This is a genomic window from Mycolicibacterium lutetiense, from assembly GCF_017876775.1.
GTDB classification, from domain to species: domain Bacteria; phylum Actinomycetota; class Actinomycetes; order Mycobacteriales; family Mycobacteriaceae; genus Mycobacterium; species Mycobacterium lutetiense.
On record NZ_JAGIOP010000002.1, the window covers coordinates 757,225 to 775,217 of the forward strand.

At 65.3% G+C, this 17,993-nt stretch carries 18 protein-coding genes; 6 read left to right on the top strand and 12 right to left on the bottom strand.

The genetic code is table 11. The annotated features are described in order from the left end of the window. Positions 1–44: 44 nt before the first annotated feature. Complete coding sequence (locus tag JOF57_RS12910) at positions 45–830, top strand: alpha/beta hydrolase (protein ID WP_209916975.1); 786 nt, start codon at positions 45–47, stop codon at positions 828–830. A 100-nt stretch (positions 831–930) separates the two neighbouring features. Here the strand turns inward: JOF57_RS12910 and JOF57_RS12915 are convergent, their stop codons facing one another. The 5 genes from JOF57_RS12915 to JOF57_RS12935 form a co-directional block, all read right to left on the bottom strand. Next, positions 931–2,442: an HNH endonuclease signature motif containing protein gene (locus JOF57_RS12915; RefSeq protein WP_209916978.1), complete on the bottom strand. Its 1,512-nt coding sequence runs from the start codon at positions 2,440–2,442 to the stop codon at positions 931–933. A 172-nt stretch (positions 2,443–2,614) separates the two neighbouring features. Next, entirely contained in the window at positions 2,615–3,151 is a 537-nt protein-coding gene (locus tag JOF57_RS12920) for a LemA family protein (RefSeq protein WP_209916981.1), read from the bottom strand. After that, on the bottom strand, positions 3,145–4,965 hold the full coding sequence (locus JOF57_RS12925; protein ID WP_209916984.1) for a DUF2207 domain-containing protein: 1,821 nt from the start codon (positions 4,963–4,965) through the stop codon (positions 3,145–3,147). The genes JOF57_RS12920 and JOF57_RS12925 overlap by 7 nt, the downstream gene beginning before the upstream one ends. A 48-nt stretch (positions 4,966–5,013) precedes the next feature. Next, the gene (locus JOF57_RS12930) at positions 5,014–7,014 is read right to left on the bottom strand and encodes a primosomal protein N' (RefSeq protein ID WP_209916987.1); all 2,001 of its coding nucleotides are present in this window, start codon (positions 7,012–7,014) and stop codon (positions 5,014–5,016) included. After that, entirely contained in the window at positions 7,011–7,769 is a 759-nt protein-coding gene (locus JOF57_RS12935; RefSeq protein WP_209916989.1) for a lysoplasmalogenase, read from the bottom strand. The genes JOF57_RS12930 and JOF57_RS12935 overlap by 4 nt, the downstream gene beginning before the upstream one ends. On the opposite strand from JOF57_RS12935, the gene JOF57_RS12940 reads away from it, so the two are divergent. After that, complete coding sequence (locus tag JOF57_RS12940) at positions 7,732–8,679, top strand: alpha/beta hydrolase (protein ID WP_209916991.1); 948 nt, start codon at positions 7,732–7,734, stop codon at positions 8,677–8,679. The genes JOF57_RS12935 and JOF57_RS12940 overlap by 38 nt on opposite strands. A 3-nt stretch (positions 8,680–8,682) precedes the next feature. On the opposite strand, the gene JOF57_RS12945 is transcribed toward JOF57_RS12940, so the two are convergent. Then, positions 8,683–9,237, bottom strand: a complete 555-nt coding sequence (locus JOF57_RS12945) for a cytochrome b (protein WP_209916993.1) — start codon at positions 9,235–9,237, stop codon at positions 8,683–8,685. Continuing rightward, positions 9,234–10,313: a catalase family peroxidase gene (locus JOF57_RS12950; RefSeq protein WP_234938133.1), complete on the bottom strand. Its 1,080-nt coding sequence runs from the start codon at positions 10,311–10,313 to the stop codon at positions 9,234–9,236. The genes JOF57_RS12945 and JOF57_RS12950 overlap by 4 nt, the downstream gene beginning before the upstream one ends. Positions 10,314–10,467: 154 nt before the next feature. On the opposite strand from JOF57_RS12950, the gene JOF57_RS12955 reads away from it, so the two are divergent. Next, positions 10,468–10,773: a hypothetical protein gene (locus JOF57_RS12955; protein ID WP_209916995.1), complete on the top strand. Its 306-nt coding sequence runs from the start codon at positions 10,468–10,470 to the stop codon at positions 10,771–10,773. Positions 10,774–11,159: 386 nt separating this feature from the next. Here the strand turns inward: JOF57_RS12955 and JOF57_RS12960 are convergent, their stop codons facing one another. Both JOF57_RS12960 and JOF57_RS12965 read right to left on the bottom strand, forming a co-directional pair. Continuing rightward, positions 11,160–12,320 (bottom strand): tetratricopeptide repeat protein, encoded by a 1,161-nt coding sequence (locus JOF57_RS12960; RefSeq protein ID WP_209916997.1) that lies wholly within the window; start codon positions 12,318–12,320, stop codon positions 11,160–11,162. Further along, complete coding sequence (locus JOF57_RS12965) at positions 12,317–13,540, bottom strand: ATP-binding protein (protein WP_209916999.1); 1,224 nt, start codon at positions 13,538–13,540, stop codon at positions 12,317–12,319. Before JOF57_RS12965 ends, JOF57_RS12960 begins: the two co-directional genes overlap by 4 nt. Before the next feature lie 213 nt (positions 13,541–13,753). On the opposite strand from JOF57_RS12965, the gene JOF57_RS12970 reads away from it, so the two are divergent. Then, the gene (locus JOF57_RS12970; RefSeq protein ID WP_209917001.1) at positions 13,754–14,260 is read left to right on the top strand and encodes a DUF805 domain-containing protein; all 507 of its coding nucleotides are present in this window, start codon (positions 13,754–13,756) and stop codon (positions 14,258–14,260) included. A gap of 119 nt (positions 14,261–14,379) precedes the next feature. Here the strand turns inward: JOF57_RS12970 and JOF57_RS12975 are convergent, their stop codons facing one another. Both JOF57_RS12975 and JOF57_RS12980 read right to left on the bottom strand, forming a co-directional pair. Then, positions 14,380–15,258: a hypothetical protein gene (locus tag JOF57_RS12975; RefSeq protein ID WP_209917003.1), complete on the bottom strand. Its 879-nt coding sequence runs from the start codon at positions 15,256–15,258 to the stop codon at positions 14,380–14,382. A 193-nt stretch (positions 15,259–15,451) separates the two neighbouring features. Next, complete coding sequence (locus JOF57_RS12980) at positions 15,452–15,664, bottom strand: hypothetical protein (RefSeq protein WP_209917005.1); 213 nt, start codon at positions 15,662–15,664, stop codon at positions 15,452–15,454. A gap of 507 nt (positions 15,665–16,171) precedes the next feature. Between JOF57_RS12980 and JOF57_RS12985 the strand changes: the two genes are divergently transcribed. Both JOF57_RS12985 and JOF57_RS12990 read left to right on the top strand, forming a co-directional pair. Then, a complete protein-coding gene (locus JOF57_RS12985; protein ID WP_209917007.1) occupies positions 16,172–16,768 on the top strand; it encodes a hypothetical protein in 597 nt (198 codons plus the stop codon). Positions 16,769–16,817: 49 nt separating this feature from the next. Then, a complete protein-coding gene (locus JOF57_RS12990) occupies positions 16,818–17,174 on the top strand; it encodes a hypothetical protein (RefSeq protein ID WP_209917009.1) in 357 nt (118 codons plus the stop codon). A 60-nt stretch (positions 17,175–17,234) separates the two neighbouring features. Here JOF57_RS12990 and JOF57_RS12995 read toward each other — a convergent pair whose 3' ends face one another. Then, entirely contained in the window at positions 17,235–17,894 is a 660-nt protein-coding gene (locus JOF57_RS12995) for a DUF4253 domain-containing protein (RefSeq protein WP_209917011.1), read from the bottom strand. Positions 17,895–17,993: the final 99 nt, after the last annotated feature.

Here is a 17,993-nt window from a genome sequence, read left to right on the forward strand (position 1 = left end):
TTCAAGTGCTATTCCCTCGCTGCCGCACTCAAGGGGTCAGGCCGATGCTCGAGGTGATCGAAAAAGGGTCGTCTACCGAATCTCACCCCACACCACTGCTGTTCGTTCACGGTGGGTGCCTCTCCGCGTGGTGTTGGGACGAACACTTCCTCGACTTCTTCGCAGCGCAGGGATTTCGCACCGTTGCTCTCAGCTGGCGGGGCCATGGCCAAAGCACGTCGGGCAAGCCGCTGAGCAAGTGTTCAATTGCGGATTATGTCGATGACACGCGCGTCGTTGCCGACGATCTGGGCGGCCAGCCCGTATTGATCGGGCACTCCACCGGCGGGTTCGTCGTGCAGAAGTATCTTGAGATTCGCCGCGCCCCGGCCGGAGTCCTACTGGCTTCGACACCGCCACGGGGCATCCTCGGCACCTCGATGAGCGTATGGTTTCGCCATCCATGGACGGCGATGCGGGCCAACACTTTCGGAGAATCACACGAGATCTTCAATACCCCAAAGCTTGCCCGCGAATTTCTCTTCTGCTCCCACACGCCCGAACCCATTGTCGAGGCCGGCGCAATGCGTGCCGAGCCTGACAGCATGCGAGCCGTGTTCCTGGACCAGGTATTCCGCCTGCCAAAACCTCAACGCATTACTACTCCGCTACTGGTGCTGGGCGGCGAAGATGACGGCTTGATCAGCAACGACCAGGTGCATGCAACCGCGGGCGCGTACCGCACCGACGCGGAGCTCTTCCCGAAGATGGGGCACATGATGATGACCGAACCGGGGTGGGCTGCAGTTGCGGAACGTATCCTCACCTGGCTCGGAGCGCGTGGGCTCTGAATCCAGGCAGTGCGGCAGTCCGAAGTTCGGAGTCGCCCGCAGTGCATTCCAATCATGTTGCTTTTCTGCATGATTGGCGATGGCGGATCCTGGGGTGTCGTTATCGGGTGTCGGCCGCATCGGGTGGAGCCAGCAGCTCTTCGGGGTGGAAGTGGTGGTTGAGGGTGTCTTGCCCGGTATCCATCAGGGGTGGCGGGTGCCAGTGGATGCGGCCGGTGCCGGAATCCACGCTGGTGGTCCAGCCGAGTCCGACCAGGCGGTTGTCGGGCCCGCAGCTCAGTGCGAGGTCGGGGGCGTCGGTGTGGCCGCCGTGTTGCCAATCGGCCTTGGCGTGGTGGACCTGGCAGTGGTCGGCAGGGGCGGTGCAGCCGGGGCGGGTGCAGCCTCGGTCGCGGTTGTAGAGCAGCAGTCGTTGTGCTTTGGTGGCTAACCGTTTGGTGCGGGCCATGTAGAGCGGTTCGGCGGTGTAGTGGTCGTAAATGATCAGGTAGTGGAAGCTGTGCGATGCCAATCTGATGAGGTCATTCATCGGCATCCGGATACCCGAACCGGTGACCGCGATTCCGGCGCCGGCTTCCAGTTCGGCCAGGGTCGTGGAGACCACCACGGTGACGGGGAGACCGCCATGCTGGCCGAGCCGTTTTGACATCAACAGTTCGCGCAGTGCCACTTTGAGTGCGTCGTGGTTGCGCTGTGCCTGGGTTCGGGTGTCACGGTCGGCGGCGGCCTGCTGGTCTTGCTGAGCGTGAGAGGCGTCCCGCTCCTCGAAGGCGTCGAGTTCTGCATCGGGGACGTCGGCCTCGTCGATGCCAGGCTCGGGCGCGGCGGCCTCGTCCACGTCAGGCACATCAAGTGGGTTTGGTGAGGGGTTGTACACCGGTTCGGGATCATCGGGATTGTTGAGGCCGGGTGCGCCCCACACCCCGGTGACGGCTCGCAGATAGGACGCGGTCTCGGGGTCCAGCCAGCCCTGCACATGGACCAACCCATCGGCGTCTTGTTTGCCGATCCGCAGCCCGCGCAGGTGTGCGGCGACATCGGGCGAGTCGCCGTCCTGGTTCAGCAGATACAGCAGTTTGTCTGCCGCGGCTTTCAGTGTTTCGGGGGTGTCGCGGGTGGCTGCGGCCACCAGGTCGGATTCGATCTGGGCGAGTTCGGCTGCGCTGACGTATTTTTCGGCATTCGCCACGGTGTTGCGGATGATGGTGATGTGTTCGGTGTTGATCGTCCCCGCTGCCAGCGCCTGGGCGCATGCGGGCAGAAGCGGTTCCAGCACCTCACCGCCGATGACATATCGCGGCCCCAGTTCGGCGGCTGCGGCGACTCGGCGTGAGGCTTCCTTGCCGCTGATCCGCATCCGGGTGGCCAGCACATCCTTCCAGGACTTGCCGCCGATCTCGTGAGGAGCGGCCTGAGCCATCAGGGCGGCTTGGATGCGGTGATCGATCATGGCCGAGGCGCGGGCCTGCTGCTCGCGCTGGGACTGGATCGCCAACAACTGCGCCGTGTCGAATCCGGAGAAGTCCACGTCGACCAGCGTCGCGGTCGCGGCCAGGTGGCCCGCCAGCGCGGTCTGCACCGCGCCCCGGTTCTGCGCCAAGCCGACCTTCATGATTCGAACACTAGTTCGATAGTCCGACAAGAAATCGCTGCTTGGGACCGATGTGACCAAAGTGGCCAAAGTTTTTTCGGTGGCGCAGGCCAGTCTGCCTGGCCCAACGGTTGCCCAACCGCCCCCCTGATCTCCGATGCAGCGGACCATGGCATTGCGGCGGCAGCGGAGCCTAACTCGGCGTCTGGTAGTACTCCCGTTCCGACACTCCGGCCAGTGGCGCGAGGTACACCCAGGGGATGGTGCCGACGAGGCGGTTGAGGGTAGCGACGGCGTCGTTGTAGTACTGCCGGGCGAACGCCAGCTTGTTCTCGGTGTCGGCCAGGTTGTCCTGCAGATTCAGGAAGTTGGCCGACGAATTGAGTTGCGGGTAGGACGATCCCAGTGCCAGCATGCCGGTCAGCGCGCTGTCCAGATCATGCTCGGCAGCGCTGCGTTGCACCACCGAGGCGCCACCGGTCGCCGAGGCCAGGGCGGCCTGGGCACCGCTGACCCGGCCGAGAACCGCCGTCTCATGCGAAGCGAACGTCGCCACGGCCTGCACGAGCGCCGGGATCAGCGCAGCCCGGCGGGTCAACTCGACGTCGATGCCGCCGAGCGCCTCGGCGACCCGCACGTCCGCCGCGCGCAGCTTGTTGTAGCCCACGACGAAGCCCACCAGTACCGCCACCGCGAGCACCAGCACCACGATCAACAGCAATCTCACCATGAGCCGCCTCCTCCCCCTCCGCCACCACCGCCGCCGCCTCCACCGGATGACGATGACCCGCCGCCCGACGATGAGGAGGACGACGACTGCGAGGCGGTGTACGCCCCGATGGACGACGATAGTGCCGATTCGAAACTCTCGAAGTCCGTATCGCCTGACCCGCCGGTGAAACCGTGGCTGCTGTCCGACGAGGACGACGACGAGTTGTACCAATCAGGTTGGGGTGCAGCGGCCCCCAGGGTGTCCTGATATTTCTTGGCCCACAGCGCAGCGGCACCGCCGGCCACCGCGAACGGAATGTAAGCCAGGTAGAGGTCTTTGCGGGCGGCGAAGTCGAACCTGGTCTCGGCCGAATCAGTGGACAGCAGCCGGTGGAAACCCTCGGCCCGCGACCACAATTCACGGCCGGCCGGGGTCCGACGGGTCCCCACACCGCCCTTCCAGGAACTTACGGAGAACACGAAGAACGCCGCGAACGGCAACCCCCACAAGGTGATACCGAACCAGAGGAAGAAGCCGGCCAGCGCGGCGAAGAACGCCGCGACATTGGCGACCCGGATCCACAGTTCCTTGCGACGCTTGACCATGAAGCCGCCGTCGAGGGCCCATTTGCGCACCGCGACAACCATGTCGGCCTTGGCCTTGCTCAGCTTCTTTCCCGATTCTGCGTTGTTCTTGGCGGAGAACTCGGCCCCCACCGACATCACCTTGAGTGCCGCACCCACGTCGATGCCGACCGGATCGACATCGGCCCACTCTGCCGGTTTCGCGAGACCTTTGATCTTCCAGTGTTTGTCGCTGACTTGCCGCAGCTCCACGAGCCCCCGCTCGGCCAGGTGGAACAGAGTCGCGCTCAGCCCGTTCGTGGGAACCGTCTCGGTGCGGATGTACTCGGTCTGCACCGGCCCGAGCCCCTCCGGCGGGGCGTACTGCACCGGAAATCCCGGTGCCGGTTCAACGGTGGTCCGGGTCCAGAAGTAGGCGAGCAGTCCCATACCGACGCTCAGCAAGGCGATCCACAACAGTGCGCTCACCGATCGGCCGAGGATCCGGTCCCAGGTGTACGGCCAGGGCAGGGTCGTCTGAGGCGGTGTCGCCACATCGACGCCGGCGCGCAGCGTCACCGGCGTGTGGGGCTCCAGGTCGGTCGCCGTCAACCGTACGGTGTTGCCTTCGACGCGCAGATCCGTGCAGGCACCGCCGACACCGAATCCGACACTGCAACCGGCGCCGGTCACCTCGGCCGGCAGAGTGACCGAGATGTCGGCCCGCTCGATCGTGTTGTTCCAGGCCGGGGCGATGACGTTCCAGTAGAACGCCGACGAGGCCGCGGGGTCTCCGGTGTTCGCGGCGAACTGACGCCTGGCACCGACCTCGCCCGGATCGAGGACACCGTCGATCGTGTAACGCATCTCGAAGACGTGGTTGCCCCAGTCGATGGTGGAGTCCGGGTCACCGATCTTGGCCACCCGGAAGCGTTTACCGTTCTCCCACAACAGTTGATAGGTCATCGGTGACCCGTCCATCGTGATCGAGGTGATCTCGGGTACCTGCCGGAGCCGGGAGTTATTCTGATTGGCCACGTCCCAGTACCGGAAGATGCCGTGTCGCCCGCTGGGGAAATTGCCGGTGATGGTCTCGACCGCGACCATCCGCCCGTTGGCGTCCACAGTGAAATCAGCGCGGTAGTCGGTGATCACCACCGGATCGGCCGGGCCGGGGCCCGATGCGGACCCACCGGTGAACACCAGCGGCCACAGCAGGCCAAAGGCGATGAGCCCCAACGTGAACAACCAAGACAACACCCGGCGCATGGCAGCCTCCTGGTTCGGCACTCACCGGTACCGGGTGAGGTGTTGGCATCACCCTATGTGCAACGGGTCGATTTGGATACGACACGGTTGCTGATCCTTGCGGGCGCTGAGCACCGCGGTGGCCCGGCGTAGTGCCGCCGCCATCTCCAGGCCCCCGTCGCGCGGAACCCGGACCAGCATCCGGCTCACCTCGGCGTCGGCGTCCAGGCCGGGCGGGCGACGCGCACCGGTCGGCAGGTCCACCGGCCCGAGGATTTCCGCGGACTCGGGCAATTGGGCGGTGTCGAGCAGAGCCGCGGTCGCCGTCGTCGTGCCGTCGATGGCCGCCATGTGCACAGCCGGCGGCAGGCCCACCTCACCGCGGCCGTCGAGCTCGGCATCGGCATGCCCCACCGGATCCCACCGGATCAGCGCCTGCACGGTGGCGATCGCCGACTCGGCGACCACGGCCACCACGCCGCCGTCGGTGCGCGGTCGCACCAGGGCCGCCGCAGCCATCCACCGGCGCATCGTGTCCTCGGCGGCCCGCAGATCCTGCCGGCCCAGCAGTGCCCACGCGTCGAGTAGTAGGGCTGCGCCGTAGCCGCCTTCGGCGATCGGCTCCGCGCCGGGCGTACAGACGACCAGGGCCGGCCCATCCCCCACCGCACTGACCATGGCGTCGCCGCCCGAGGTGATCACCGAGGTACCGGCAAAGGCGCGGCCCAGCTCCTCGGCGGTGCGTCGGGCCCCCACCACCACTGCTCGTACTGCATTCGAACCGCAACGCACACAACGCAATGCGGGCTCGGCCCGGCCACACCACCGACACTCCGCGGCCGCACCGCCCCGGTCCGGCAGGGCCAGCGGGCCCGTGCAATGCCGACAGCGCGTCACCGCACGGCACCGAGCACATGCCAACGCGGGCACGTATCCGCGTCGTGGAACCTGGATGAGCACGGGGCGCTCCGCCTGCAATGCCGAGCGGGCCGCCTGCAGCGCCATGGACGGCAACCGGGCGGTGTGGGCGGCCGGATCACGCTCCTGGGCGTAGCCGCTGTCCTCCAACGCGACCACCCTCGGCGCAGCGTCCCTGACCACCGCCCGGGTCGCCACCACGTCGTGGGCCCAGCGGGTGCGTACCAGCGCCTGCGCCTCGGCGGTGCGCGCGTAACCGCCGATGATCGCGGCGCAGCGCAACTGGTGGGCGCGCAGCATGGCGACCTCACGGGCGTGCGGATAGGGCGCGCGCGGCTCGGCGAGGTTGTCGTCACCGTCGTCCCACACCAGGACCAACCCGAGGTTGGCCACCGGGGCGAACACCGCGCTGCGGGTGCCGATCACCACCTGGGCCTGTCCCCGCAGCGCCGCCAGCCAGCGGCGGTACCGAGCCGACGGGCCCAAACCGGCCGACAACGCGACCACCCGCGACGCGGGCACCTGTTCGATCGCCGCGGCGTGGAGCGCGTCGACGTCGCGCTGGTCGGGCAACACGGCCACCACGCCCAGCCCGGCGTTCACCGCGACAGCGGCCGCCTCAGCCAGCCGCTGTGCCCAGTCCTCCCCGGGTAGTGCCTGCCACACCGCCCGCGCCGCACGGCCCTCACCGATTGCGGTCAGGAACTGTTCGCCGCGGCCGTAGCGGGCCCAGGCACTGGCGTCGACAGGGGCGACCGGCACCAGCTCCGGTTCCTCGGGGGTCTGCTTCTCGACTCTGGCGTGGCGCGGCGGCACCGCCAGGCGCAGGACGTCCGCACGTGTCCCGGCGTAGCGGGCCGCGACGGCGTCGACGAGCCGCCGGACCTCGGGGGTGAGCACCGGTTCCGGTGAGACGACGCGATCGAGCCAGCCGAGCTTGCCGGTGTGGTCGGTGTCGGAGCGTCGCTCCAACAGATATGCGTCGACCAGCCTGCCGTTGAAACGCACCCGGACCCGCACACCGGGCTGGGCGTCGTCGGACTGTTCTTCCGACACCAGGTAGTCGAACTCCCGGTCCAGGTGCGGCACTGTGAGCAGAGGAAGCACCCGCGCGATGGGCTCATGCTGGGCTGCGCGGCGGGTGATGGTCACTGTGCAGGTTTAGCAGGAGGCTCTGTCGCGCGTCCGAAGAAGAGGCCGGCGGTGATCAGCACCAGTGACGCCGCGTAGCCCCACCAGATCGGGACGGCGAGCAGTTGGTCACCACGGACGAACTGGCTGATGCCGATCATCGCGTCCGACACCGCGAAACACACGGCCCCGAGCGCGGTCCACGGCGTGGGCAGCCGGGCCAGCAGCGCGGTGCACACCATCGCACCCAGCACCGCGATGTAGGCGACCACCGGCACCGCCATCCCCTGTTCGACCAGGCGCGGCCAGAACCAGGTCAGCAGCGCCACACAGGCCAGGACGGTGAGTGCGACGGCGATCAGCCGCGGCGTCGAACGTCGCGCCAGCGGCACCAGCGCACCGAGAAAGCACAGATGCGCGATGAGGAAGGCGCCCAACCCCAGCACGAACGACGGCTCCCACCACGGAATCGCGAGCAGGAAGTCGCCGAGTGCCGAGAACACCAGCGCCCCGACGAGCCAGCGCCGTTCCCGCACGATCGGATGAGCGCACGCCGCCGCGGCCAGCAGGACCGCGGCGAGCGCCTTCACCGCAGGTTGGAGGGTGAACTGACCCGTCAGGTCCGCGCCCGTGGGCAACCGCGTCGCCGTGACGATCAGGAACACCCCGTAGCCTGCCGCGACGACCGCGGCCGCCACCCACAACCACACGGTGAAGCGGTGTGCGTACGGTTGCGGAATGTCCGTTGCTGACGCGTTACCAGCTGTTGATGCCATCCTGCAGAAGGTACTGGAGGCGGTGCCGTTCCAACTGTCGACCGACATTGGTGTCGAGGAAGCCCGTCGCCGGTTCAGCGAGATACCGCGGTTGCCGGTCCACCCTGACGTGAAGACCGAGGACCGAGAGGTACCCGGACCGGCCGGACCGGTCCCGGTCCGGGTGTACCGCCCGCCGACCGCCGACGGCGCGACTCTGCCGGTGGTGGTATTCATCCACGGCGGCGGTTGGGCGCTGGGTGACCTGGACAGTTACGACGGCACCGCCCGTCAGCACGCGGTGGCCGCCGACGCGGTCGTGGTGTCGGTGGACTACCGGTTGGCCCCGGAACACCCGTACCCCGCCGCGGTCGACGACGTATGGGCCGCGACGCAGTGGGTGGCCGCCAACGCCGCAGAACTGGGCGTCGACGCCGACCGCATGGCCGTCGCCGGGGATTCGGCGGGCGGCAATCTCAGTGCCGTCGTCGCGCAGTTGGCCCGTGACGCCGGCGCTCCCCCGCTGCGTTTCCAGCTGCTCTGGTACCCGGCCACCACCTGGGACACCAGCCTGCCGTCGTTCACCGAGAACGCCGAGGCACCGATCCTGGGGCTCGACGCGGTCCAGGGGTTCTCCCGTTGGTACGCAGGCCACGTCGACCTGTCCGATCCGCCCGCCACGCTGGTGCCGGCCCGTGCGGCCGACCTGTCCGGACTCCCGCCGGCCTACATCGCGGTGGCCGGGCATGACCCGTTGCGCGACGACGGCATCCGTTACGCCGAAATGCTGGCTGCCGCCGGTGTTCCCGTGCAGCTCGACAACGCCGAGACCCTGGTGCACGGCTACGTCGGCTATGTCGGTGTGGTTCCGGCGGCCACCGAGGCGTTCGACCGGGCGATGGCCGCGCTGCGTGCGGCACTGCACGACTGACCGCTAATGCTCCGTGTTGTTCCTGCTGGGCCACAACGACATTCGACGAATGATCCCGTCGCGTAGCGCCACGGTGTGGAACAGGACGGCGCAGATGTGTGCGGTGAAGGTCGCGAACAGCAGGTAGGCCGCGACGGTGTGGGCGGCGCGCAACGCCGCGTAGAGGGTGATGTTGTGCGGGGCGATCGCCGGAAGGTGCAGCGCCCCGGCCAACACGACCGGCGACTGGGCGGCCGACAGCATGGCCCACCCGATCAATGGCTGCACCAAAAGCAGTGCGTACAGCAGGTATTCGGAATAGCTGGAGATGCGCCGCTCCAGCGGTCCCATCGTCGCCAGGAACGGCGGGAGTCGGCGGGTGAGCCGGTTGACCAACCGAACGACCGCGAACACCAGGATCGCGATGCCCAGCGGCCGGTGGATCGCCAGCAACAACGGGTAGTAACTGAGCGCTGCGATCATGGTGACGCCGATGAAGAACTGCGCGATCACCATGACTGCCATGGACCAGTGCAGCAGTCGGGCGGCCAGGTTGAACTGTTTCGTTTCGGTGGTCACTGCGCACCCCCGGGGACGACGACTGCGCTGGGCGGCTTGGGTTCTCGGGCCCGTCGGTTGAACGAGCGGGCATAGACCGCCGACCGTGCGCTCGGCAGCGGATCGTCCGACGCTGCCAGCCCCGCGGGCAGTACCAGTGGGTCGAAGTTGATGTCGCGGGCGTTGCCGGGAGCCTCGGTCTGCACGGCGTCGATGGTGATGGTGCCCGCGTCGATGGTCGGGCGGTTCGCCGGCCACGGCAGCGTGGCGTCGTGGGTGGGATCGGCGGGGTCGGCCAGGGTGAGGATCAGCTTCCAACTGACCGGGCCGCGTTCGATCGTGTCGATGAGGGCGTCGAACAGAACGTTCGCGCCGTTGCCATGTGTCTGCTCGGCGGGCTGGTCCGATGCCAGCGGCACGGCCGCCCAACGGATCGCCGTCGTCTCACCCTGGCCATTGGTGGCGCGAAAAGCGTTGAGACTGCGGTAGGTACTGTCGGCGAATCCTGCGCTCGGCGGAGCCGCCTTGATGATCTTCATCGCCGCCGCAGTTTCCGGATGGCCGGCCAGGAACGCCGCCATCACCTCCGGGTCCGGCTTGCCCGTCTGCACCTGGGGCCGCGAAGCCAGCATGCGCTCGAAGAATCCCTGCGGCGTGCTGTCCGTGAACACCGGGAGATTGACCATCGCGGTGCGCCACTGCTCGCCATCGGGCAGCCGGAACATCAGGCCGAGCCCTCTGACCGTGTCGAGTTTGTCCGGTTGATCGGGCAGCCCGCCGGACAGCGAAAACCGTCCGACGACGGGCACCGTGCCGGGTTTGAACACCGCCGCTTTGCACACCTGGACGCCGGCACCCGTGCTGGTGAACGTTCCGGTGGCGGCCAGACCCTTGGCGTGGTTGCGCCGGAATCCCTCGTGACGGCCGGAGACCTGCTCAAACCGGTCGGCGAAATCGGCCGGAGTCAGCGCGTCGGGCCGCAGCCACCCCGTCGCCTGGGCCAATCCTCCGACGCCGGCAGCCAACACTCCGCCGACCGCGGCCAAACCGAGCAGCGTTCTCCTTCGGTTGAGCTCCGGAGCGTCATCGGATTCCATCGTCGTCGCACCCCTCTTCTCGGCCGGACGCCTTCCAGTGTGAAACGGTATGCCGTCGCGGACCGTTCATTCGGCCGAGTGGGATGCCGTGTCTGTGTCTACGGGGGCTGGAGTTGATGCGCTCACTCGTGTTGAATCTTCGGAACAACGTCTCATGATTGAAGGGTGGATAATCTTGCCCGACTCAGAATTATTCAATCCGAGCGGAAGACCGACAGCGAAATTCCAGGTCGGTTGCGCCGTTGGGAAACCCTGGACGATGGCGGTCGAATGGCTGGGGAGTTATTTTGAGGACTTGGACCCTGATGAAATCCTGACAGTCGAGTATGTCATTTCTCAAGAAACTCCAGAGACGCCTTGCATCGACATAATCTCTGCAGATTTCGTGGAGGTCGGACTGAATTCTGCATGGGACGCCTTCAGGGTTCTGGATTCGAAGGGCAACGAGCTTGCACTCTGAGGTCAGGCGCATAGTTCATCGTGGAGTGCGACTTGTGAAGAGTGAGACTAAATTGTCCGATTCAGGTGCATTCAATCCGGACCGAAGACCTACAGCAAAGATACACATACGCTGCGCCGCAGAGAGGCCGTGGACGATGGTACTCGAACCACTGGGAGTCCATTTCGAATATGTAGGCCCCGATGAGATATTGACCGTCGAGTATGTCATTTTTGAAGAAAAGCCAGAGATTCCCCGGATAATCGCTATTGAAGCAGATATTGTCGAGGTCCGAATAAGTTCTCCGTTGGATCATTTCAGAATTCTGGATTCGAAAGGCAACGAGCTCCCAATTTGAGGTGCGCCGTCATCACCGTGGCTGGAAAACTCGACGAACCGCCCCGGGGTCAACCGATGTGCCTGGAGGACACCAGCTTCGCGGTCAGCACGCCGAAGCCGGTCAGCAGGAGCGCCGCTCCGACCCCTGCCGGTATCGCGACGCCTGGTGGGTTGCTCGTCGCCAAGAGCGTTAGCCACGCCGCGATCACCAGCACCGTCGCCGGCAGACCCCATCGGCGCTGAACGAGTCGCTGGACGCCGGGCGGAAGCCGTTTCGTTTGTTCCTCGTACAGCCAAGCGACCCCCGCCGCTGCGGCGACCACCGAAGCCGAACCAAGAATGCCGGCCACCACGGGTGTCGCCAAGGCATCCAGTAGGGCCAGCAGGAATATGCACCAGAAGAAAAAGGTGACCACAGCGATCACCGAAGTTCTGCGTACGATGTCGCGGGCCAGCCCGGTCGCGTCGATCAGGCCTCCATCTATCGCCGCTGCGGCGAGCGCCGAGTCGACAGCGCGGACGAATCGGAATCGGCATCGGGCAACCAGGGCGGCGATCTCATGGAGGTGCGATCCGCCGGGATCCAGCCGTAGCGCTTCCATCATGTAGGCATCCGCGCGCCGTAGGCGGCCGCGCCGCCGGACGTAGATATACAGCCACACGATCGCCCAGATCACCAGGAGCAGGCCCCTGCTGAACAGAGTCCCCAGCGCTATCCAGAAGACGTCTTTCTTGCTGATCGCGGCCATGTCGAAATATTTGACCGGGGCCATCTCGACCATCGCTTGTGACAATGGGCCCAGGGGCGAGGCGGGGGCAATGCTGCGGATCGACCGCGCCGTGGACTCCGCATTCTTCCGCCGTCCGGCATCGATATAGGCGAGCGTCAGTGTGTGAAGGTAGTAGGCATCGGTGTGGTCAAGTTGCGTTGCCGCACGAGCAGATTCAACCGCCTCGTTGGGCTTTCCGGCACCGTCGAGGATCGCACGCGCCCGAGTGTTGTGCACCCAGGCCTGCCGCGGGTCGACAGCTAGAGAGCGTTCGGACCACCGCCGGCCTTCCTGCACATCTCCGCACTCGACGAGTGCGACGGCGAGTAGACCCAGCAGTTCGGCGTTGTTCGGGTCGCTTTGCAAACCGTCGCGTGCTGCCTGTGCCGCGTCCTCGTGGCGATCGAGATCGAGGAGTACCCGCACTCTCTCCGCGGCACGGTCGGCCATCGACGTCATCGCCGCTTCTTTCTCCGCACCAGGTAGCGCTCGAGTTCGGCGTATTCTTCCCGGTTTTCGGCGAACGCGACATAGTTCTGCGCCAGGCTGAACCACGACGTAGTGCTGGCCTGGGTGTCCTTGAGTGCCGCGTCGAGGTGACGTTGGTTGACCGGCTGGGTGGAGCCGCGTCGCACCGAATCGTGCAGGGCGAACTCGACTGCACCGCGACACAGCCCGGCCAGATCCGCGCCCGAGTACCCGTCGGTGCGGTCTGCCACGGTAGCCAGGTTCAACCGATCCGTAGGGCTGGTCCGCAGATGGTGCGCCAGGATCGCCTCTCTGGCGGGCCGATCGGGCGGCAGCACCAAGACCTTGCGGTCGAAGCGGCCGGGACGCAACAGCGCGGGGTCAACATCCCACACCTGGTTGGTGGCCCCGAGTACGAGTAACCCCTCGTTGTCGCTCGTCGCCCCGTCCAGTTCGAGCAACAACTGATTGACGATGCTGCGGACGAAACTCGATGTCTGTGCGCGCTTATGGCCCAATGCGTCTAGCTCGTCGATGAACAACACCGTCGGACGCATCTGCCGGGCTTCTTCGAAAACACCCTTGATGTTGCGCTCGCTGTTGCCCAGCCACTTGTCGAGGATGTCGGCGATACCGACGTGGATAAAGAACAGCCCGAGCTCGCCCGCCAGCGACTTCGCCAAGAACGTCTTGCCGCAACCGGGCGGCCCCCACAAGAGCAGGCTCGACCGCAGCGCATGCCCGAACGACTTGCGGAGTTCCTCATTGCGCATGGGTTCGAGGAAGCTCATCCGCAGCCGCTGCTTGACGTCGTCCATACCAGCCACATCATCGAGCGTGAACTCCGGACGGACGATCTCCATCAAGTCGCTGACCGGGATGGCGTCGTCATCTCCGTCTGCCGTGGCCCATGCTTGGTTCTGCGGCACCTTCGTCGGCGGTGGCTGTGGCGCGGAAGTCACCTGCTCAGTCGCGGTCGGTTGCGGTGTCGGCGTGGGCATGCCGAATCCGGCCAGCGCGGCGTTCTTGCGCGCCAAGGCGTCGGCGTCGTCTTGGGACTGTTGCAGCAGCAGTTCGCAGTGGCCTAGAGCGGCGACGTGCTGACCGTCATCGAGAAGCAGATCTGCCAGGTGCAGGCGTAGCGCCCGATTCGCCGGGTCTGCGCGGACTGCAACATCGATCGCAGCCAGAAGCTGAGGGTCTACAGCCATTCCGTGCCATCCTCCCACCCACAACCGGTCAACCAACGAGACCGAGCAGCGATAGCGTAATCACCGGCCTCTGTGAGGGCTTCTACTCCACACAAATTGCATGCATTGCTGGACGCAACGTTGTACCGTGCGCGTTGGTCTCAACGCCCCAATGGATGGGGCAGCGGAACTCAGCCGGTTCCGTGCACAACCGAATAATCGAGCAGAGGACCAATGACCCGCAACGAGGAAACCTCGTCCGACACGCACTACCCATCCGAGCCACTCGGTGCAACCGATCCGCGCGACCTCACGCTGCCGCTGTACGAAGCCACATTCGGCCAGGCAGTGTCGCGCTTCTTCCGCAGCTACGCCCGCTTCTCCGGTCGCGCGTCGCGCAGCGAGTACTGGTGGGTCCAGCTGGCAGTCGCAGTAGCCGCCATCTTCTGCGTGGCCATCGTCGCCGTAGCCGGAGACCCCAGCGCGCTCGGGCGCTTGTCCCTGGTTCCCGTGGCGGTATTCGTACTGGTGTGCGCGGTTCCAAGCTGGGCACTGTTGGTCCGCCGACTCCATGACGCCGACTTGTCAGGATGGATGTCCCTGCTATTCCTGTTGCCCTACATCGGTTCCGTGTTCCCGATCATCTTCGGCGTCCTGCCCGCCAAGCCGCTTGGTGAACGTTTCGACCGCCGTGATGACTACGACGATGATGATGACTACGACGATGATTCGGCTCCCTGATGGGATGCGATCGGTGGACCTTCCGAGTGGCCGCCGACATCGATCTCTCTTAGCCGCTGGCACCACAAGTGCCGAAGTGGTCTCTGCCCCGTCGCGGTGACCGGGGGCTCCGGCTCCGACTACCCGCGTGGTAGCTCCGCGACCTGGTCGAGGGCGTCCGCGAATGGCCCGCCCACCAGAAGCGCAATGGATTGGTTGTCCGCGTCAATACGAGTGATCGGCTGCACCGAGCCGCCATACCAAAAGTAGGTGTTGTAGCTGACGACCCCGCCAAGTGGATTGTCAGCCGCACTGACGGTGGCCGATGCGATGAACGGTGCCGCTTCGAGCGTGGACGTTCCCACTCGGTGCAGGAACAACAAGCCGCGGTGCGGCACGCTGAACAGCACGCCCAACGGCGCGACATCATCGAGAACCGTCTCGATCAGCCGCGGCATGTTCAGGGCCTTGGATGCGATGAACAACGAGTCCCCCGACAACGCAAACACATCATGGTCCAGTGCTTGAGCATCGGCAGGCTCAGCGTCGGTGTTGCGCTGACCGATCTGAAAAACCAAATCGATGTCGCGGCCGGCGACGTCACTGTCGCTGACCGTCTGCACGGTGGTGGGCAGGTCGCGCCGTAACTCGGCCACGAGTCCGTCGAAAGCCGGTCTGGCATATTCCAATGACAGATCACCACTTGTGTCCGGCGTGATCAGCCGGGTCCGCATCTGAGCGAGGAATTCGGCGTCGGGCAACTCCGACATCGGTGGGGCGTCCAGCCCAGCCAAGAATTGGTCGACCTCGATACGCACTGCCTCAGGCAACTCATCGATCGGCACCTCACGGCAGCGCGTGTGCATGTTGCTCAGCCACAGTACGGTGCCCGTGTCGGTGGCCAAACGATCGTCGCCTGGTGTATCACCGGGCGCAGGGTGCACCGTCATTCCACGACGCTGCAGGTCGTTGATCACGAGCTCGCGTACGTAACGGTGACGGGCATCCTCCGTCGCCAAGACCGCTTTCTTGCCTCGAGGCTTCCAAGGAAAGCGCACAGTTGCCTTTCTCTCGGCAAGGCCGACGGGAATCGAATGCAAAGTATGGGTCAAAACCTGAGCGACCGTACGTGGAATCGCACCAACTCAGGTCCCACCTAGGCGAGGCCGGTGCCGATCCTTCGACACACCGCCCCCTGGGAGAGAGCCAGCGCTACTGGGGATCTCCCAGCAACAGACCGAAATTCGCGATGCGCTGCGCGCGATGATCGACGAACTCGATCCCCATGATCACCTTTTCCGCACCGTCGATCAGGACGTGGTCGCCTACGCTGATTGTCTGGTCTCCCAGCTGGGCCGGTTCGATCTCGGCAAAGTGGCCACGTCCAGTGATGGTGATCCACCTCAACACCGTCAGCTCCATCATCTTGTCCAAGTTAACGGGCGGATCGATCGCTCCAAAACTGAATTTCCGAAGCCGACATTTTCGTGGGCTGAAAACTCTCACAGGACATTCGGCTTGCGAAGCGAACTTCGGCGCGAAGCGCAACTACGGGACGCGCCGCCCAACATCGGCCTTGCTTAGTACATCGGCACGCCGAGCAAAGATCGATGGGCGGGTCCTGTCGCCTGGACGGCAAGTCACCGGAATTCGGTGATCTTTCCGGTCACGAACTGTTTGACGAGTTATCCACCGTCGCAAACTGATTCGACATAGAATAGGTGGGCGTGGTCCTGCGATCCAGCCGCTCAGGCCTCCGTGAAGTCGAGCAAGTTCCACCACGGCAAACGACTAACTCCGACCTGGGGGCGTCCGCTTATCGAAGTGACACGCCTGCGCCAGGAGTGATAGCACCGTCAGTGATTCCGTACCTCGGCGCCGAGTGCGCACAGTACGCTTCCACGAATGCAGAGGCTCCTGGCCGTTTCCGCCGTGCTCGGCGCGCTTCTCACGGGTTGCGGCGACGCAGGCGAAGAGGCGTCCGCGACGACGTCACCGACACCCACGAATGCGCCGCCGGTCGACACGTCGCTTCTCATCCCCACCATCAGTATCAGCTCTGAAGGGTGGGGTGCGACGCCGCCGGACAAGGCAGCAATGGGAAAGATGTTCGCCTGGATGACGGTCGGAGGTGGCCGCGATATGAAGCAAGCTCTCGCTGATATGGGCAGAGCGATAAAGGGGTTGCCCCAGGCCCTTCGCGACCAGGACAGCGCGACCGTGATAGCGATGTGCAATAGCGTCAGCGAACCGTTGACCGACCGATTGCCTGCCAGTGCGCAGACCCCGGATGCGGACTTGACCTCCGCTCTGAACGCACTCGTTCAGGACGGGGCGGCGCTGCAGAAGACGTGTGACACCTTGGAGGGTCTGACTGCGAAGGCACAAGAAGACGCCCTCAAGGCGCCGCTGCTTCAGATCGTCGATGATGGCCGGTTGGCACAGATGATCTTGGAACGTGACTTCGGGATCTTCCGCGAGTTCGAATCGGAGTTCGAGCGAGCTCGCGTGGCCGAAGGCGGCGGTTGAGGATTCGGCCGGTGCCATGCCCGTCGAACAAACAACCAGGAACAGCAAGATGACTGACCAAACCGACATCTGGATCCCGTACGGGTCTGGATCAACGATCGGCCAACGAGGTTCCGACGACGGCGTGATCGTCCTCGACGAGCAGTACGCCCAAAATGCCCGGATCACCCTCGAACGCGACTGCGAGGGCTATGGGAAGCCGCCGATCCCGTACTCCATCACCTGCGGGGCCTACGGATGGATGATGCACACCTGTTTCCTCAATAGCGAGGCCCAGGCGCGCCGGCAATTCGACGATATGAAGACCGCCCTTGCGGCGATCGTGGACCGGTTACCCGATAGCGAACAGGAGATCCCTGACGAGATCCTGGACGCCGTCCACGATTTCGTCGATCGGTACCCATAAGATCCACCGGGTCAGTGCTACTCGTAGCCGAAGCTCATTGGCGCCGATCGGGTCAGGATCTCAGTCCCACCAGAAGCTCCAGAAATTCCACTCGGCCAGCCCGTCGCGGAGCACCTCTGGCGGTAGGCCCTGGTCGATATTGTCGGGGCAGAACACGTAGTGCTCGCGGAGCAGAGCGTCGAGTTGCTCCGCTGACACCGGGCGACGGCTCACCTGCACCGCCATCGTGTCGAACCCGATACTGATCAGCACCGCGCCGAACCGGTCCTCCCATGAGCGCAACACGGCGCTGAAGTCTGCGCCGGACAAACCGTAATTCGTCCCACCCCACCAACCCAACGCCGCCGGAACATCGGCGGGCCGGGTGACAGAGACCAGTAGCAGCCTGCCATCTATGCCAATTCCGAGCGCCCCTGCGTCCAGGTCCGTTCCGGGCTGTGGGGACGCCAATTCCGTGACGGCCGGCACTGTCAGATCCTCGTCGTCGTTACACGTCAAAACAGCTAGCGCGTCGGGGATTTCGTCCCCCGGGCCGTCCATCTCACCGAAGGCCCACGGCTGGTCGAGCCGGCCTTTGGGGAAGCCCTCTGCATGCAGCGGCCACAGCCCGGTGTGCGGGAAAACTTCGGCGAGCGCACGGATCAACTCCTCGAGTTGATCGGCGGGCAGGACGTCGGCGCTGATCCACGCGACAGCCGCACCTGCACCCTCCTCGGTCACTACGATCCGGCCAGGCGGCAGGGTGATTCCCGCTAACGCGCCTACGTCGGCTGCGGGCAGTTGCCCCGGGGTGAGGTTCCCCAGAAGTAGTGGACATCT

Excerpts from the sequence above, each read along its gene's own strand:
- JOF57_RS12910 (WP_209916975.1), top strand. The coding sequence starts at position 45 with ATGCTCGAGGTGATCGAAAAAGGGTCGTCTACCGAATCTCACCCCACA.
- JOF57_RS12915 (WP_209916978.1), bottom strand. The coding sequence starts at position 2,442 with ATGAAGGTCGGCTTGGCGCAGAACCGGGGCGCGGTGCAGACCGCGCTG.
- JOF57_RS12920 (WP_209916981.1), bottom strand. The coding sequence starts at position 3,151 with ATGGTGAGATTGCTGTTGATCGTGGTGCTGGTGCTCGCGGTGGCGGTA.
- JOF57_RS12925 (WP_209916984.1), bottom strand. The coding sequence starts at position 4,965 with ATGCGCCGGGTGTTGTCTTGGTTGTTCACGTTGGGGCTCATCGCCTTT.
- JOF57_RS12940 (WP_209916991.1), top strand. The coding sequence starts at position 7,732 with ATGTCCGTTGCTGACGCGTTACCAGCTGTTGATGCCATCCTGCAGAAG.
- JOF57_RS12935 (WP_209916989.1), bottom strand. The coding sequence starts at position 7,769 with ATGGCATCAACAGCTGGTAACGCGTCAGCAACGGACATTCCGCAACCG.
- JOF57_RS12950 (WP_234938133.1), bottom strand. The coding sequence starts at position 10,313 with ATGGAATCCGATGACGCTCCGGAGCTCAACCGAAGGAGAACGCTGCTC.
- JOF57_RS12955 (WP_209916995.1), top strand. The coding sequence starts at position 10,468 with ATGATTGAAGGGTGGATAATCTTGCCCGACTCAGAATTATTCAATCCG.
- JOF57_RS12960 (WP_209916997.1), bottom strand. The coding sequence starts at position 12,320 with ATGACGTCGATGGCCGACCGTGCCGCGGAGAGAGTGCGGGTACTCCTC.
- JOF57_RS12965 (WP_209916999.1), bottom strand. The coding sequence starts at position 13,540 with ATGGCTGTAGACCCTCAGCTTCTGGCTGCGATCGATGTTGCAGTCCGC.
- JOF57_RS12970 (WP_209917001.1), top strand. The coding sequence starts at position 13,754 with ATGACCCGCAACGAGGAAACCTCGTCCGACACGCACTACCCATCCGAG.
- JOF57_RS12980 (WP_209917005.1), bottom strand. The coding sequence starts at position 15,664 with ATGATGGAGCTGACGGTGTTGAGGTGGATCACCATCACTGGACGTGGC.
- JOF57_RS12990 (WP_209917009.1), top strand. The coding sequence starts at position 16,818 with ATGACTGACCAAACCGACATCTGGATCCCGTACGGGTCTGGATCAACG.